18 protein-coding genes and 1 tRNA gene are annotated in these 16,018 nt (G+C 66.6%); 8 read left to right on the top strand and 11 right to left on the bottom strand.

The annotated features are described in order from the left end of the window. The first annotated feature begins 4 nt into the window (after window positions 1-4). From NX862_RS13330 to NX862_RS13305, 6 genes are all read left to right on the top strand, one after another. Window positions 5-313, top strand: a complete 309-nt coding sequence (locus NX862_RS13330; RefSeq protein ID WP_264494415.1) for a BufA1 family periplasmic bufferin-type metallophore — start codon at window positions 5-7, stop codon at window positions 311-313. A gap of 99 nt (window positions 314-412) precedes the next feature. Beyond that, a complete protein-coding gene (gene bufB, locus NX862_RS13325; RefSeq protein WP_264494414.1) occupies window positions 413-1,270 on the top strand; it encodes an MNIO family bufferin maturase in 858 nt (285 codons plus the stop codon). Continuing rightward, window positions 1,254-2,009: an HvfC/BufC N-terminal domain-containing protein gene (locus NX862_RS13320; protein ID WP_264494413.1), complete on the top strand. Its 756-nt coding sequence runs from the start codon at window positions 1,254-1,256 to the stop codon at window positions 2,007-2,009. The genes bufB and NX862_RS13320 overlap by 17 nt, the downstream gene beginning before the upstream one ends. Before the next feature lie 6 nt (window positions 2,010-2,015). Further along, window positions 2,016-2,447, top strand: a complete 432-nt coding sequence (locus NX862_RS13315) for a DoxX family protein (RefSeq protein WP_264494412.1) — start codon at window positions 2,016-2,018, stop codon at window positions 2,445-2,447. 178 nt (window positions 2,448-2,625) lie between these two features. Further along, window positions 2,626-3,168 (top strand): sigma-70 family RNA polymerase sigma factor, encoded by a 543-nt coding sequence (locus NX862_RS13310; protein ID WP_264494411.1) that lies wholly within the window; start codon window positions 2,626-2,628, stop codon window positions 3,166-3,168. Beyond that, window positions 3,165-3,803, top strand: a complete 639-nt coding sequence (locus NX862_RS13305; protein ID WP_264494410.1) for an NrsF family protein — start codon at window positions 3,165-3,167, stop codon at window positions 3,801-3,803. Before NX862_RS13310 ends, NX862_RS13305 begins: the two co-directional genes overlap by 4 nt. A gap of 425 nt (window positions 3,804-4,228) precedes the next feature. On the opposite strand, the gene NX862_RS13300 is transcribed toward NX862_RS13305, so the two are convergent. Then, a tRNA-Glu gene (locus NX862_RS13300) sits at window positions 4,229-4,303 on the bottom strand. A gap of 448 nt (window positions 4,304-4,751) precedes the next feature. Here NX862_RS13300 and NX862_RS13295 point away from each other — a divergent pair. After that, window positions 4,752-5,318, top strand: coding sequence for a glutathione peroxidase (locus NX862_RS13295; RefSeq protein ID WP_264494409.1), 567 nt, complete (start codon window positions 4,752-4,754; stop codon window positions 5,316-5,318). On the opposite strand, the gene NX862_RS13290 is transcribed toward NX862_RS13295, so the two are convergent. From NX862_RS13290 to NX862_RS13260, 7 genes are all read right to left on the bottom strand, one after another. Next, window positions 5,301-6,332 carry an AbrB family protein gene (locus tag NX862_RS13290; protein ID WP_264494408.1) on the bottom strand — a complete coding sequence of 344 codons (1,032 nt, stop codon included), beginning with the start codon at window positions 6,330-6,332 and terminating at the stop codon, window positions 5,301-5,303. The genes NX862_RS13295 and NX862_RS13290 overlap by 18 nt on opposite strands. Before the next feature lie 1,069 nt (window positions 6,333-7,401). Next, window positions 7,402-8,454 (bottom strand): GGDEF domain-containing protein, encoded by a 1,053-nt coding sequence (locus NX862_RS13285; protein ID WP_264494407.1) that lies wholly within the window; start codon window positions 8,452-8,454, stop codon window positions 7,402-7,404. After that, complete coding sequence (locus NX862_RS13280; RefSeq protein ID WP_264494406.1) at window positions 8,451-9,035, bottom strand: heme NO-binding domain-containing protein; 585 nt, start codon at window positions 9,033-9,035, stop codon at window positions 8,451-8,453. Before NX862_RS13280 ends, NX862_RS13285 begins: the two co-directional genes overlap by 4 nt. 430 nt (window positions 9,036-9,465) lie before the next feature. After that, window positions 9,466-11,022 carry a trimethylamine methyltransferase family protein gene (locus NX862_RS13275; protein WP_264494405.1) on the bottom strand — a complete coding sequence of 519 codons (1,557 nt, stop codon included), beginning with the start codon at window positions 11,020-11,022 and terminating at the stop codon, window positions 9,466-9,468. 67 nt (window positions 11,023-11,089) lie between these two features. After that, the gene (locus tag NX862_RS13270; RefSeq protein ID WP_264494404.1) at window positions 11,090-11,980 is read right to left on the bottom strand and encodes a hypothetical protein; all 891 of its coding nucleotides are present in this window, start codon (window positions 11,978-11,980) and stop codon (window positions 11,090-11,092) included. Continuing rightward, a complete protein-coding gene (locus NX862_RS13265) occupies window positions 11,977-12,663 on the bottom strand; it encodes an HAD family hydrolase (RefSeq protein WP_264494403.1) in 687 nt (228 codons plus the stop codon). Before NX862_RS13265 ends, NX862_RS13270 begins: the two co-directional genes overlap by 4 nt. Next, entirely contained in the window at window positions 12,648-12,944 is a 297-nt protein-coding gene (locus NX862_RS13260) for a DUF3572 domain-containing protein (protein WP_264494402.1), read from the bottom strand. The genes NX862_RS13265 and NX862_RS13260 overlap by 16 nt, the downstream gene beginning before the upstream one ends. 116 nt (window positions 12,945-13,060) lie before the next feature. Here NX862_RS13260 and NX862_RS13255 point away from each other — a divergent pair, with 116 nt between their 5' ends. Then, window positions 13,061-14,428, top strand: coding sequence for a diguanylate cyclase (locus NX862_RS13255; protein ID WP_264494401.1), 1,368 nt, complete (start codon window positions 13,061-13,063; stop codon window positions 14,426-14,428). A gap of 98 nt (window positions 14,429-14,526) precedes the next feature. Here NX862_RS13255 and NX862_RS13250 read toward each other — a convergent pair whose 3' ends face one another. The 3 genes from NX862_RS13250 to NX862_RS13240 are packed head-to-tail and all read right to left on the bottom strand — an operon-like array spanning window position 14,527 to window position 15,960. Continuing rightward, window positions 14,527-15,003 carry a periplasmic heavy metal sensor gene (locus NX862_RS13250; RefSeq protein WP_264494400.1) on the bottom strand — a complete coding sequence of 159 codons (477 nt, stop codon included), beginning with the start codon at window positions 15,001-15,003 and terminating at the stop codon, window positions 14,527-14,529. 1 nt (window position 15,004) lies between these two features. After that, on the bottom strand, window positions 15,005-15,355 hold the full coding sequence (locus NX862_RS13245; RefSeq protein WP_264494399.1) for a dihydroorotate dehydrogenase: 351 nt from the start codon (window positions 15,353-15,355) through the stop codon (window positions 15,005-15,007). Next, entirely contained in the window at window positions 15,352-15,960 is a 609-nt protein-coding gene (locus NX862_RS13240) for an RNA polymerase sigma factor (protein WP_264494398.1), read from the bottom strand. Before NX862_RS13240 ends, NX862_RS13245 begins: the two co-directional genes overlap by 4 nt. Window positions 15,961-16,018 lie beyond the last annotated feature (58 nt).

Here is a 16,018-nt window from a genome sequence, read left to right as displayed (position 1 = left end):
TGACATGACTGCGACGACGTCCCGCCTGGTTTTCGGTGCTTCTCTGGCCTGCGCGCTTGGCGCGATGGCTGTGACGCCCGTGATGGCAGAAGATATGGAAAAGTGCTTTGGCGTGGCGATGGCCGGGCAGAATGACTGTGCAGCCGGGCCGGGCACGACCTGCGCCGGCACCTCGAAGGTCGATTATCAGGGCAATTCCTGGAAGCTGGTCCCGGCGGGCACCTGCATGACGATGGAGCTGCCGATGGGCATGGATGGCATGGCGCGCAGCGGTTCGCTTGAGGCGCTGGAACGCGATCTTCCGAAGGCCTGACCCCCCCCAAGGTCTGACCTCCATGGTCTGACCTTCATGGTCTGGCCCAAGAGGCGCGCGGCGGTTCCGCGCGCCCGCTTTCATCTGGACGGATGCGCCATGTTGCCAAACCTGCTTCCCGATCTGCCCGGCGTCGGCTTCAAGCCCGAGCATTTCGCCGCGATCCGCCATTCTGCGGCCGGGATCGGCTTTTTCGAGATCCATGCCGAGAATTACATGGGGGCGGGGGGGCTGCCTCATGCGCAGTTGACCGCGATCCGGGCCGATCATGCGCTGTCGGTGCATGGGGTGGGCCTGTCGATCGGTGGGGCGCGGGGGCTGGACCCGGACCATCTGGCCCGTGTGGCTCGGCTGTGCGACCGCTATCAGCCCGAGAGCTTCTCGGAGCATCTGGCCTGGTCCAGTCACGGGGCGGACTATCTGAACGACCTGCTGCCCTTGCCCTATACCGAGGAAACCTTGCGCCTGGTCTGCAACCATGTCGATCAGGTTCAGGCGACATTGGGGCGGCGGATGTTGCTGGAGAACCCCGCGACCTATCTGTGTTTCGCGCAATCGACCATCCCCGAGCCCGAATTCCTGTCCGAGGTGGCGCGGCGCACGGGATGCGGGCTGCTGCTGGATGTGAACAATGTTTTCGTGTCCTGCACCAATCATGGCACCGATCCCCGCGCGTATCTGACGGCCTTTCCCTTGCATCTTGTGGGCGAACTCCATCTGGGCGGGCATGAGGCCGAGGCCTTGCCCTCGGGACCGCTGCTGATCGACAGCCATGGGGCGGCGGTGGCGGACCCGGTCTGGGCGCTTTTCGCCGAGGTCATCGCGGTGGCCGGGCCTTTGCCCACGCTGGTCGAATGGGACAATGACCTGCCCGACTGGCCCGTGCTGGCGGCCGAGGCCGCGCGGGCGGGGCATATCCTCGCCAAAGGGGGGATGGGCCTTGCACGCGCATCCTGATGTCGTCGCGGGCTTTGACGCCGCCTTGCGGGGGGGGCCTGTCCCTGCCGGGCTGGTGGCCCGCGATCCCGCCGAGGTGGAGCGCCGCTTTGCCGTTTATCGCAACAATGTCACCGTCAGCCTGACCCAGGCCCTGGCGACGCGGTTTCCGGTGATCCAGCGTCTGGTGGGCGAGGCCTTCTTTGCCCCCCTGGCGCGGCTTTATGCGGACACCGACCGTCCGAAATCGCCGGTCCTGGCCGAATGGGGCGACGGGTTCGCGGCCTTTCTGGAGGCCTTCCCGCCCTTGGCGCCCTATCCCTATCTGGGTGACGTGGCCCGCATCGAGGTCGCGCGGGGGCAGGCCTTCCATGCGGCCGATGCCCGGCCCGTCGATCCTGCGCGGATTGCCGCGGCCGATCCGGACCGGGTCCGGCTGGTGCTGCATCCCTCTGTCTTGCTGGTGCGGCTGGCCCATCCGGCCGTGTCGATCTGGGCCCGGAACCAACCGGGCGCCGAGGCGTCACCCCAGCCCCTGCCCCTTGGACCACAGACCGCGCTGATCCTGCGCGATGCCGCGTTTCAGGTGCCGGTGCGGGCCGTCGGTCCGGGGGATGCGGCGGTGCTGCGGGTGCTGCTGGCCGGGGATCGCCTGTCCGTCGCCGCGGACGCCGCCCGGCATGCCGAACCGGGGCATGACCTGCAACCGCTGCTCGTGTCGCTAATGCGGGCGGGTGCCATTGTCGATGTGAAGGAGTGACCTGCGATGATCCGAAAGCTGAACCTGGCCCTCTCGGCCCTCCCCGATGCGCCGGTCGCCCTGATGCTGCGGGTCTTTCCGGCACTGGTGTTCTGGCAGTCGGGGCAAACCAAGGTCGAGGGGCTGTGGATCAAGGACTCCACTTGGTTCCTGTTCGAGCATGAATATGCCCTGCCGCTGATCCCCTATCAGGTTGCGGCCGTGATGGCGACGGCGGCAGAGCACCTTTTGCCGCTGCTGTTGATCCTTGGCCTGGCCACGCGGCTTTCGGCGCTTGGCCTTGTGGGGATGACTTTGGTGATCCAGATCTTCGTCTATCCCGATGCCTGGATGACGCATGGGCTTTGGATTGCGCCCCTGCTGGCCTTGGTGGCGCGGGGGCCGGGGCGGTGGTCGCTGGACCATCTGGCAGGGTTCGACCCGAGGACGGGGGGCTGATGGATCTGGCCCTGGCCTGCCTTTCAGCCCGTCGCGGGGGAAGTCCTTTGGCAGACCGATGCGCGCCGCTGGCACTGGCGGTGCCAAGATGATGGTGGCCTTCAACCTTTCACCCGACGGTGACTGTTCCGGACTGCCAGCTTCGGTTAAGCTGGGCCTGTCTGGAGTGGAGGGGCGATTGCAGCAGGACGAGGCGTGGGAGGTTTTGTTGGCGCGCGCCAATGACGGGGATGGCGCGGCCTTCGCGCGGTTCCTGCAGGCCGTGACACCGACGCTGCGCGCCGTGATCCGGCGGAGGGGCGACGGCTTGCCGCCCGACCAGCACGAAGACATCCTGCAAGAGGTGCTGCTTTCGATCCACCTCAAGCGGCAGACCTGGCGGCGGGACCTGCCGGTCCGGCCCTGGCTTTATGCGGTGGCGCGTTACAAGGTGGTCGATGCCTTCCGGCGGCGCGGGGCTGCGGTGAACTTGCCGATCGAGGATTTTGCCGATGAGCTGCCGGCAGAGAATGTGGCCACGCCCCTGTCCGGGCGGGATGCCGAGGTGATGTTGCGGTTGATCGACACGCGCTCTGCCATGCTGGTGCGGGCCGTGGCGCTGGATGGCAAGAGTGCCGAAGAGGCGGGCGAGACGATCGGAATGACGGCCGGAGCCGCGCGGGTTGCGCTGCATCGGGCGATGCGGCGGCTGTCGGCCCTGGCCGAAAGGATGATGAAATGACGGACAAGAGCAGCACGGAAGACCTGATCCGGGTTCTCGCGGCATCGCCTGCGCCAGCGCGGTTCAACCCTGTCACCGCGCTAGGCGGGATGGCGGGACTGCTTGTGGCCGGACTTGGGCTGTTTTTTGCGGGCTTCGGCCTGCGCGCTGACCTGGCCCCGGCCTGGGCCCATCTGGCGGTTCAGGCCAAGACGGTCCTGCCGGTCCTGATGTCGGCCGCCGCGATCTGGCTTGCTCTGCGGTCGTCCCGTCCGGCCGAGCGGGTCGGTCTGTGGCCGCTGGCCATTCCGGTTGCGCTGGCTCTTGTTCTGGCCGCCCTTCGCCTGTCGCGTGCCGAAAGCCCCGTGCTGGCCGAGATTGCCGGACAAACCGCCCTTGCCTGCCTTGGGTCGATTGTTCTGCTTGCGGCACTTCCCCTGATGGCGGGCATCGCCCTGTTTCGCCAGACCGCGCCGACACGTCCGGTCTTGACGGGCGCGCTGCTTGGCACCGCAGTCGGCGCGGGCGCCGCGGCGGGCTATGCCCTGCATTGCATCGAGGATTCGCCTTTGTTTTTCGTAGCCTGGTATGGCCTTGCCATCGCCCTGACAGCCAGCCTGGGTGCCTGGCTGGGCCATCGGTTTCTGCGCTGGTGAGCGGGCGGATGACCCGGCTTTGACGGGCCGCTTGCCGCGGTCTCCGCTTCCGGTGACATCTGCAACCTGGGGCCGACGGTCGGGCGCGACCTTTGCGCATGGGGGCTTTGACGCCCGGCCTGCACCGCTGTGGATAGCGCCCCGACGGGGATCTTGACGGGATGGCGGCCGGGGCTGTCTGACCTTCGGGCGTCACGCCGCCCAACCGCCGACCCTATGGGAGGCTGTTGCGCCCTGTGTCGCCGCACTCCTTCATAAGCATGCAGACGCCACCAAGAAGCCGGACCATTCCTTTGCATCCCCACTGAAGAGATGTTCAAGTGGTGGCGGAAACCTGGCCTGCATGGGCAAGCTTGCTTCGTCGACCTATGGCTGGTGGGTCTTTTCAATTGCGCAGTGTTAAGCGCAATCGAAATTCGGCAAAATGGCAGCCCGTAGGGGAGTCGAACCCCTCTTACCTGGTTGAAAACCAGGTGTCCTAACCGATAGACGAACGGGCCACGCTTTCGGTGGCGGTTCTCTACCCAAAGCGGCAAGCGGTGGCAAGGGGCAATCTGTGAAAAATCGCCCCCGGACCCGCGGACCGCCAAGCGGAGAGCCAGGCCGCTTTCCAGACCTGAGCCGCGCCTTCGCCGGGCGACAAAGCCCCGGGCCGGCAAAGTGGATCGCGCCCCTGCAATCCTCCCGACAGGGCGCCGGGGCCTCTCATTTCCCGCGCCGCACACCGGGAGGACCTTCCCGGCCTGCTCCCGGGCCATTACCTCCAGCCCGGCCCCCCGTGCGCCAACCTCATGGCGCCCCCGGATCGGCGCCGGGTCCCAAGGCGCAAAGCCCATCACCCAAAGGCGCCAGGATCCTTGGCAACCGCCCGATTTACAGCCCCCGCGCCCCTTGGCGGGGACGATCTTTGCGCCATATCCTAGGGATGCCTCCACCAAGGAGTTCGCCATGACGCATCCCACCCGCCGCCGTCTGCTTGCCCTGACCTTGCCCCTGATCGGAGCCCTAGCCATGACCGCCTCCCCCTTGTCCGCCGAGGCCCTGACCGGCCCCGCCCCCGCTTGGGCCATGCCCTCGATCGAAGGCGGGCAGATTTCCTCGGGCGATTTCAAGGGCAAGGTCGTGCTTTTGGTCAACAGCGCCTCGCTTTGCGGATATACGCCGCAATATGGCGACCTGCAGGCCTTGCAGGACAAATGGGCCGCGCGGGGTCTTGTGGTGCTGGCCGTGCCCTCGGATGATTTCCACCAGGAAAAGACCAGCAACGGCGAGGTGAAGGACTTTTGCGAGCTGACCTTCGGCCTGACCCTGCCCATGACCGAGATCAGCAAAGTGACAGGCCCCGAAGCCGCCGGCCCCTATCCCTGGCTGGCCAAGACCCTGGGCTTCGTGCCGCGCTGGAACTTCAACAAGGTGCTATTTGATGGCGAAGGTCGCGTCGTGGGCACCTGGGGCTCGGGAGCGGCGCCATTGGGGGGCGAGATCGAAGCCGCGGTCTCAGCGCTTTTGTCCTGAAGACAAGAGCCGGGCGAGGCTTGGTCCGGCAAAGAGGATGACCAGAAAGCGGGTCATCTGCATGGTCATGACGAAGGGCACATCGACGCTGACCTGGGTGGCGATGATGGCGATGGAATCGGCCCCTCCGGGCGAGGTGGCCAGGTAGGCGGTCAAAAGGTCGATGCCCGCCAAGTGATGGAGCGCCAGCGCCAAGCCGCCACAGGCCGTCATCAGCGTCAGAATGGCGGCCAGGACACGGGGAAAGCTGTGCAGTGCAGCGCCCAGCGCGGCGCGGGTGAAGCGCAGGCCGACGGTCCAGCCGATCACCGCATAGGCCAGCGCCATCAGCCAGGGCGGCAGGGCAAAGGTCACGGGCGTCAGGTGCAAAAGCGCCAGCCCCGCAAGCATCGGGGCCAGAAAAGCGCCCCCGGGCAGGCGCAAGCGCAGGCCGGCCCAGGCAAGGCCCGCCGCCAGCGCCAGGGTCAGCGCCAATTGTCCCAGGCCGAGGGCGGGAAACCAGCCGACCTCGGCCTGGGTATGCAGCCCCGCAAGGCGCGCCATCAGCGCCGCCGACAGTGCCACCAGGGCCACCCGCAGGTATTGCATGAAGGCCACAAGGCGCGCATCGGCGCCGAAATCCTGCGAGATCAACGTGATGACCGAAGCCGCCCCCGGCATCGAGCCCCAAAGGGCGGTCGTGCCGGGCATCAGCGGGCTGCGCGACAGGAGCCAGCCCAAGAGGCTCGACAGGGTCAGGGTGGCGGCGGTGCCCGCCAGGATCAGCGGCCAGCGGGTGGCAAGCTCGGGCAGCATGGCGGCGGGCAGGCTTTGCGCGATCATCAGCCCCAACAGGCCCTGCGCCAGGTGCGGGGCGGCGGCCGGCAGCGCGGGGGGCCGCAGCCGCAGCGCCATGAAGATCGCGGCGGCCATGGGCCCAAGGAGCGTGGCCGCCGGCAGGTGGATGGCCTGAAGGACGCCGGTCAAAAGCACCGAAAGCACAAGGAGGAGCGGCCAGAGCGGGGAAAGGGTCATCCTCCCGGGCTAGCGGGATGTGGGGCGCGGGGCAAGGGAGGCATTGCGCCGACTGCGTCCTGGCCGACCCGGGCGCTGCCTCTTTGGGCAGAGCGCCCGCTCCGGGGATGCGCGTTGGTCCTGACAGTGCGCGATGGGGGGGGGGCGCGGGGCTTCGCGCTTCCGGATCAGCAGCTTATGGCGCCAGGTCGGCACCTGGCGGGATGGGGGGGCGCGAGGCGCCGCTTGTCGTGCCGCATCGGAGTGAACGGCCCGGGCATGAAGGCGGCAAAACTGTCCCAGATCCTTGTAGTTGGCCGCACCTCGGGGGCGTTTTTGCGATGGCCGCCGGACCCTTGCGGGGCAATCGTCCCGCGTCGGGCGCGCGCTTTGCGTCTGGATGTCGGACCCTAGGGCGCTGGTTGGTGCCGGCTCCCGGACCAGAGATCCGATGTCCTGTCGTTTCCGGCGATGACCTGCCTTTTACGCAGACGCGACAAGGTGTCCCATGCCGGTCTGGCCCGGTCAGCCTCGCCGCACCAAAGGTCGGGCGCGCGGTGCCGTGTGCCCCCTTGCATGACCGAGGACGGGCGTCAGGGAATGGGGATGGACCGGGTGCAAGAGCCAGATGAAGGCGCCCCAATGACACCCGCGCGCCGGAATGGGACTGCCCGCGAAACGTGCCGCGGGCCGCGTCACCCAATGCCCCTCGTGCTGCAGGTGGCGGGGAGTTCGGTCATCTCTTGCCGCTCGGAGTGGCTCACAATGACCCTCGCGCGCGGGGGCGGCGTGAGGATGGGGGACCATATTGGCGCAGGCGTGGCGCCGTTTTTCGCATTGAGGCGGGTCCGAAAGATGTGGCCCATAATGTTCCGCCTTGAAACTTGCCGGCGCTTGCGGGCCCGCCTTGACCGTGTCCTCAAGGGCCTCTTTCTCCAGTCGTGCCCCACCCGCGGCGAGGGGGTCTGCCATGGGCCTGCCAGCCCCGCCTTGTCGTGCGCGGTCCGCCTTTGGTCGCGTCAACCTCGGGCAGCCCCTTCCCTGCCAAGGCCCCCGCCGGAACGAACCCGCCCAAGCCCCGGAGCGCCGCCTAAGGATGGCGACGGTCGGGGATCACGGGGTTGGGCGCGTGACTGGTTCCGGGGTGGAAGATCGCCCTGCCCCGCCCGCCACGCTTCGAGGCGTAAAGCGCCTCGTCCGCGTCCTGCTCCATCCGGGCGATGTCGGTCACCTCATAGGCCAGCGAAGTCGTGATGCCGATCGACGCCGAAATCCGGCAGAGCTTGTCCTCAAAGGCGATGGGGCGCGAAAGAACCTCGATGATGCGCCGGGCAATGGCGCCCAAACGGTCCGGATCGACCAGATCGGGGAAAACGGCCACGAATTCATCGCCCCCCACCCGGGCCACGGTATCCTCGGCCCGCGTCTCCTGCATCAGAAGTTCGGCCACGCGGCGCAAGACATGGTCGCCCGCGGCATGACCCAGCGTGTCGTTGACATCCTTGAAGAAATCCAGGTCCAGATGCATCAGCGCAAAGGGCGCCGTCCCGCGCGACAGCCGTTCCAGCGCCTGGGCCAGAGCCCGGCGGTTGCGCAGGCCCGTCAGCGTGTCGGTCATCGCCTGGGCCTCGGCCATCTGCTTGTCGCCTTGCAGGCGGATGGCGAAACCGCGCAGCGCATCCATGGCGGCGGTCTTGGCTTCGACCAGATACATCATCTCAAGGGCCAGGTCGGTCGGCGCGAAGTCGCTGTCGGTCAGGCCATAGTGACGGATCGCGTCGACCACCCCCAGCCCGAAGGACAGGTTGACCACCAGGCCCGAGCGGTCGGCCAAGGGGATCGCCATGCCGCGAAACGGGATCGGTCTTGCGCCGGGGCTGCGAAACTCGGGCCGGAAGGTCAGGTGCAGCCGCTCTCCGGCCTGGGACATCAGGCCCGCGACATCGGCAGGCCCCCGGGCGCGACGCAGGTCGAAAACGTCGAACAGCGACAGGCCCAGCACATTGGCCGGCAAGAGCCGGGCCAGCGTCGGGCCAAGCGCCGTGATCTGCCCCAAGCCATTCAGCCGCAGATGCAGCGGCATCAAGTGGTCAAAGGCCTCTGGCGCCAGGGGCAGGGATTTGCGGGACACGGGCTTGTTCATGCCGAGATCCCCAGGCTGAAGGGGCGCGCCGCGTAAAGTTCCAGGTCGGCAATCTGGATCGAGATCACCTCTTCCTCGCCCTCGACCCCCAGATGTTCCAGCAGCACCAGCGCGCCGTAATCATCGGCCATGGCGCGCAAGAGCCCCATGATGACATGACCCGCCCCCGAGATCGGCGACAGACAGCGCAGCCGAAAGGCCCCGCCGCCCAGGTCCGAAAGGGCCAGCCCCGGAAGGTCCAGATCCGGCAGAACCAGGCGGCCACGGTCGGGCAGCTCTTCGATCGACGACAGAAAATCGGTAAAATTCGCACCAGAAAAGCGCAACAGGCGGCGGACCGTGGCCTGACGTTCATGGGCGACCAGATAGGTCCCCAAATCCTCCATCAACGAGAATCGACTTCGGTGCAACAGGGCGGAAGAGGCGTCGATGACCCGATCCAGGGCGGAATCGTCGTAGGACAGCATAGCCTCGAACCCGGCGAAGGGCAGACCGATGGCCGAGGCCACGGTTTCCCAGGCCTCGACACCCCAAGTGTCGATCACAAAGAATTGGAAAGATCGGTTGATCAAGCCCAGCATCACACCCTCATTTCCGGCAGGTTACGGCCACCAGGTTAAGAAGGGCTAAAAATCCTAGGTTATACGAATGTATGTTCGGGCGGATTTGGCCGGTCCGGGGGGCGCGGCCACATGCACGCCGACAATGCGCCCCGACTTCCTTCCCAGAAACGCGGGCCTCAAAAACTGCCGGCCTCAAAAACTGCCGGCCTCAGAAACGCGGGCCTCAAAAACGCGGGCCCGTCCAAGCCGTCGCATATACTGCGCATCTTGCCTTCCGTCTCGGGACCAGGGTCCGACCCGGGCAAAGCCGCCCCCAAGCACGCCCCTTTCACACTGACCCAAATATTCACGGGGTTTCCAAAGGGGAGCGTGCTCCCCTTTGGGCGGGGGGTCCGGGGGGCGGCACGCCCCCCGGTGGGGCGACGGCGTCAGCCGGCGCAATCCCCGCTTAGAAGTCCGTCGGCGCGCCGCCCTCTTGCTTGCGCTTGGCGACAAAACGCTTCAGCTCTTCGTGGTGATCGCCGTTCATCGCGGGCGCCTCGAAGTCGGCCAGGATCGCCTTGTAGATCTTGTGCGCGCGCTCTGCCGTCCATTGCGCGCCGTCCAGGTTCCAGGCCTCATAGTTGCGCCAATCGCTGACGATGGGGGCGTAAAAGGCCGTGGCATAGCGCGCTTGGGTATGGGCCACGCCGAAGTAATGCCCCGAGGGCCCCACCTCCTTGATTGCGTCAAAGGCCAGGTCCTCGTCCGTCGTGGCGAATGTCGCCTCTTCGAAATAGCGCTGGATCATCTGGAGGACTTCGCAATCCATCACGAATTTCTCTGGGCTGGCGATCAGCCCGCCTTCCAGCCAACCGGCCGCGTGATAGACCATGTTTGTGCGCGACTGCACGGCCGCCCACAGCGAATTCGACGTCTCCCACATGGCCTGACCATCCGGCACATTGGCCGCGCAAACCCCCGAAGACCGCATCGGCAACTTGTAATGCCGCACCAATTGCCCGGTCATCTGCGTGGCGCGCATATATTCCGGCGTCCCAAAGGCGGGCGCCCCCGATTTCATATCGACATTGGACGTGAAGGTTCCAATCGCCACCGGGCAACCGGGTGCAATATATTGCAACAGGCAAATCGCGGCCAGCGCCTCGGCCAGCGACAGCGCCACCGCGCCCGACAGCGTCACCGGCGCCATGGCCCCCGCGAGGGTAAAGGGCGTCACCACCACCGGCTGACCGCGCCGCGCCAGCCGCATCGCGCCATCCAGCATCGGGAAATCGTGCTTCAAGGGCGAGACCGAGTTGATGTTGGTATACATCCGCGGTTTGGCCTGGAATTCCTCTTCGGTCAGACCGCCTGCGATCTTGACCATCTCCATGACGTCTTCGACCCGCTCGACCCCCAGCGAATAGGCATGGACCACCTTGTCCGTCAGGGTCAGCTTTTCATACAGGCAGTCCAGGTGACGGACCGAGGGATGCACGTCGATGGGTTCGACCGGATAGCCGCCGGCAAAGTGGATGCAGTTGAAATACTGCGTCAACTTGATGAATTCCCGGAAGGATTCCATCGTGCCCGGCCGCTTGCCGCGTTCAAGGTCCCAAGAGTTCGGCGGCGAGGACACGTTGCCGAACAGCATATACTTGCCGCCCATGATCAGCTCGCGGTCGGGGTTGCGCGGCGTCATGGTGAAAGTCTCGGGCGCGCGGGCCAGCATCTCCATCACGAAATCTTCGTCGATGCGGACATTGGTGCCGGTGATCTTGCAGCCCGCCTTGCGCATGATCTCCAGCGCTTCGGGGTTCAGGAATTCGATGCCGATGTCGCGCAGGATGCGCATCGTGGCGCGGTGGACGGCCTGCACGCCGTCTTCGTCCAGGGGCTCGGTCGGGCGGTCGGGGTTGATCGGCAGGCGCCAGGGCATCTGGTCGATGGCCGAGGTCCCCGCGCGCTCTTTGTTGCCCGCCCTGCCCCCGGCGCGACGCCGCTTGGTGACTTCTTCGGTCATGCCCAACCCTCCGTGAACTCCGCCTTGCCGGCGTTGTGGCAAGATGAACGAAAGCCGAGAGCGGCGCTTACTCTGTTAGCGACGAAAACTCGTCGTTTTTGTCATCGAACCGCGCGATGGCCGCCGGATCATGCCCGGGATCGGGGCCAAGAAGCGCTTCAAGCCGCGGCATATGCGCCCGATGCTGGCGCGCCTTGGCATAAAGGAAATTCTGATACTGCGCGAATTCGCGCCGCGCCCGCGCCTTTTGATACAGCGCGGTGCGGTCGATTTGCCCGGTCACGATCAGGTCAACCACCATGCCCAAGGCGCCGACATTCTGCAGCATCCGCGGCACGCCATGGGCGAAATAGGGCATCCCCAGGTGGCGGATGTTCGCGCCCTGGAAGCGGTCGGCATGCCAGCGGTCCTGCCGCTCCATCCGGTCATGCAACAGCCAGACATCGGCGGGGGTCTTGCAGCCCTCGGGCGCATCACCCAGCGGGCCCGAATGGTCCCAGTCCGCGGCATCGGCAAAGCGCTGCGCAAAGGGGCTGATCGGCCGATAGGTCGATTTCGGCGCCACCGCCACGACCCGGTCGGCGCCCAAAGTATCGGCATAGGTCAGCGCGCCAAAGCCGCCCATCGACATGCCATAGGTCACAAGGGCGCCATAGCGGTCCAGAAAGGGCCGCATCCGCGCAAAGGCCGCGCCCAGGTCGGGGGGCGTATAAAAGCTCCGCCGCCGCGGCTTGACCGCCAGAACCGAGACCCCGCGCCGCAAGAAGGGCGCCGCCCCCCAGCCCGTCCGATAGCGGTCGGGCCGTTCCATGCCAGAGCCCGCATCCTCGAACGTCACGACCAGCAGGTCGAAGCCAAAGTGATGCAGCTCCAGGAAATGACTGTCGGTTTCCATATGCAGGTTGACCGCCGCCATGGACGGCAGGCCCACCAGGTCTTGCAGTGCTTCGGGGGTCATGCGCGCGTAAGCCAGGGTCCGATTTCGGCAATCGTGTCAAAGACGACCGCGGCATGGGGGGCCAGCTTGGCGCGGGGGGCGGGGCCGCTGAGCACGCCGATGCCGACCATGCCCGCGGCCCGTGCCGCATCCAGGTCATGCAGGCTGTCGCCCACCATGGCGATCTGGGCCGGGGCCAGCCCCATGGCCTTGGCAAAGCCCAAAAGCTGCCCCGGCGCCGGCTTGCCGCCAAAGCCCGAATCGCAGCCCGCGACAAAATCGAAAAGCTCAAGGACTCCCGCGCCTTGCAGATGGGCGCGCGCCGGGGCCTCGGTGTCATTGGTGGCCAGCCCCAACGCCAGGCCCTGCGCCTTCAACGCGCCCAGCACCGCGGGCAGATCGACGGCCGGGACCATGGGGGCGGCCGTGCCGATCTCTTCCATCAAGGCGACGATCTCGGGGTAAGGCAGGGTCACATGGGCCGCGATCACCGCCGCGATCTCTTCCATGGTCGAGGCGATGACCACCGAATCGGGCGCGAAATCCACGGCCACCGGGTCAAAGCCCAAGGCGGTCGCAAGGTCGCCCGTCGTCACCGGCGCCAGGTGCTGCAGCATCTGCGCCGTCCAGCCGCCCCAGCTTTGCCGGAAGTCAAACAGCGTGCCGTCCTTGTCGAACAGGACCGCCCTTATGTCCAATGCCATGTCTCACCTCCCGGCAATGCCGCCCGCGCCGCTTGCGGAGCCATGTAGTTCAACCCCATCGCGTCGCAAAAGGCCATGACCAAGTCATCCGCCGTCATCAGATGATCCAGCACCGCCCCCAGCATGGCCGGATCGGCGGCGCCCTGCATCAATTCGCGCGGAGAAAGCCCGCTGGCCGACAGAAAGCCGGTTAACCTTTCCGGATCGCCCGCCAGCCATTCCAGGGCCTGCGCCCCCAGGGTTTCGGCGGCTTCCCGCCCATATTCAGGGGTTTTTCCCATGGATTTCATCGGTCATCTCCAGTTTTCACGATTATATTAGCCGGGTGGAAAGGATTTATTAACGAGTTGCACATCATGATGAAGGCCAACTCTTAACGATCGGACCGTTTGGCAGAATGCTCGGCAAGATCCTCATCGTAGACGATGTCGCGACGAACCGCATCGTCTTCAAGGTCAAACTCGCTGCGGCGGGGTATAATGCAATCATGGCCTCGGGCGGGATCGAGGCTTTGAAGCTGGCCCGCTCTGAGCGGCCGGACATCATCCTTCTGGACCTGTTCTTGCAGGACATGACGGGGGTCGACGTGCTGCAGGCGCTGAAGGCCTCGCCACTGACGGCACGGATTCCGGTGGTCATGGTGTCGTCTGATGCCGATGCCGCCTATCGCATCGAATCGCTGCGCCAGGGGGCCGAGGATTTCATGGCCCGCCCCATCGACGACCAGCGGCTTTTGGCGCGTCTGCGCGGCATCCTGCGGTCGCGGGATGCCATGTCGCCCGAAGGCGATTTGCAGGCGCTTGGCCTGGCCGAACCGGTCGCGGGCTTTGTGACGCCGGGGCTGGTCGGGCTGATCATGCCGCGCAACGAACAGGCGCTGCATCTGCGGCGCGAATTGCAGGTCCGGGGCGAGGATCGGTTCCAGCTGTTCACCCCCGATCAGGTTCATGGACTGATGGAGGGCAAGGCGCCGGACGTGTTCCTGATCCATTCCGACCTTTTCGGGCCGGGCAGCGGGCTGCGGATGATGTCCGACCTTCTGTCGCGCGGCGACAGCCGGTCGGCGAATTTCTGCATCTGGCTGGACGGGCCGAACCCGACAGATGCCGCAACTGCCTTTGACCTTGGCGCCAATGACGTGGTCGAGGCCGGGATGGACCTGGACGAGGTCGCGCTTCGGATGAACAAGCTGGTGGCGCGCAAGCGGGAACGTGACCGGATGCGGGCCACGGTGAACAACGGCTTGCGGCTGGCGATGTTCGACCCGCTGACCGGCATCCACAACCGGCGCTATGCGACGATCCACCTGAACGCCGTGGCCGAACGCGCCAAGATCGAGCGTGAGGAATTCGCGGTCATGGTGCTGGACATCGACCGGTTCAAATCGGTCAACGACCGCTATGGCCATGCCGTCGGGGATGCCGTGTTGGTCGAGGTCGCAGCGCGGCTGTCGGCCAATCTGCGCGGGTCCGATATCCTGGCGCGGATTGGCGGCGAAGAGTTCCTGGCCGTGCTGCCCGGGACCGAGCTTGGCATGGCGCAAAACGTCGCCGAACGGCTGTGCCGCGCCATCGAGCTGGAGCCGGTGCGGCTGCCTGATGGACGGCGGATCGACGTCACGATCTCGATCGGGATGACGACGGGGGGGGCGGGTCCGTCCGACCCGGCCTCGGTGGCCGAGCTGGTCGATCAGGCCGACCGCGCGCTGATGCACTCCAAGACCCATGGCCGCAACCAAGTGACCATCGTGCGCTCTGCCGCCTGAGGCGAGCTTTCATCGGGCGTCACCCCTTGATTGCAGGTCCGACCCGCAGTCCAGTCCGACTCGGACGCCCAAAGGCCCCACGCGCCCCGAAAGCCCGCTTAATCCTTCGGCGCGTCCTTGCCGTCGCGGCCATGTTTCAGGCGGTCTTCGATGCGATCGGCCACCGCCAGGCGGTCTTCGGGCGCAAGGCCCGCCATATAGGTCCCGATCACCTCGGACCCGATCTTCAGCCGCGCGGTCAGATTGGCCTGTTGCGCGGCCAGCGCGGCCGAAAGCGCCGCTGCGTCGAAAGGCTCGGCGCGCAGGGCCGTCACGACCGCGCCCATATCCTCGGCCATCTGCCCCCGCGCCGCCCGCAGATCCCCCGCCCGCGCCCGCACCGCCGCACGCAAGGCCTTGCGGTCCTCGGGGCGAAAGGCCTCGTCAAACGGGCCAAAGCCCAGGTCGCGCATCCCCGGAGGCCCGTTGACCCAGGCCCCCACCGCCAGACCCGCCACCAGCAGGTTCAGCCCCAAAGAGCCCACCAGGACCCAGGTCTTGACCCGGCTGGCCCGCGGCGTCGTTGCATCGGTCATCTCATTCTCCTGCCAGAAGGGCCGCGTCCGAAGGCAAAAGCTCCATCGACGCCGAAACCCCAAGATAGTCGGTCCACCCCGACAGGGCGGCCGGTTGCGCCACCCCGATCCAAAGGCCAGAGACCGCCGCAAAGGTCAGCCCCGCAAGCCCGCCCGTGCCGCCAAAGACATCGGCCAGCACGAAAGCCCAACCGCGAGGCGCGGGGGCCTTCGCGCGTTCAGGCGTCCCGGGGCGCGGCTGTTCGCGCGCCGCATCCGCAGCGACACGCGCCAAAAGCTGCGCCGAAGGCAGCGGCGCCGCGGCGGCCGCCTGCTTGAAAAGCCCATCAAGGTCCGGATCGTCTTGCATCATGCCTCGTCCTCCATGTCGCCTTCATAGCCCAATTCCGCCTTGCGCCCCGCCAGAACCGCCGCCAGCGCCCGCTTGCCCCGCGCGGTCAGGCTTTCGACCGCCTCGACGCCCAGCCCCATGATCGCGCCGATCTCGGGGTTCGACAGCCCCTCGATGTGGCGCAAGATCACCGCCTGCCTTTGCCGGTCGGACAATTGCCCCAGCGCCGCATCCAGCGCCGCCATCCGGTCGGCCTCGATCAACCCCGCCTCGGCCGAACGCGCCCCACCCGCCACCTCGGGCGCATCGTCCAGACCGACCGCCCCCCGCCGCCCCCGCGCCCGGCGCAGATCGGTGCAAAGGTTGGTGACAACGCGGTAAAGCCAGGTCGAAACCTGCGCCTCGCCACGGCGCCAATCCGGCGCGATCTTCCACAGCCGCAACAGGGCCTCTTGTGTCACATCCTCGGCCTCGGCCCGGTCCGCCAAAAGCCGCGCCGCATAGCCCAAGGCACGCGGCGCCAGGCGCGCGGTCAAAAGACGCGCCGCATCCGGGTCGCCATTGGCATAAAGAACCAACAGGTTCTCGTCCGAGATCTCGTCCAATGTGTCGCGTGGCATCTGCATCCCATGGGAGTAGCCGCGAGGCCGGATCGGAGCAAGGGGAGACGCGCCGCCCCGGGGA

This window comes from Stagnihabitans lacustris, from assembly GCF_025950525.1.
GTDB lineage: Bacteria > Pseudomonadota > Alphaproteobacteria > Rhodobacterales > Rhodobacteraceae > Stagnihabitans.
Note: the sequence above shows the minus strand (reverse complement) of the source record. Positions and strands in the feature narration are given on the sequence as shown.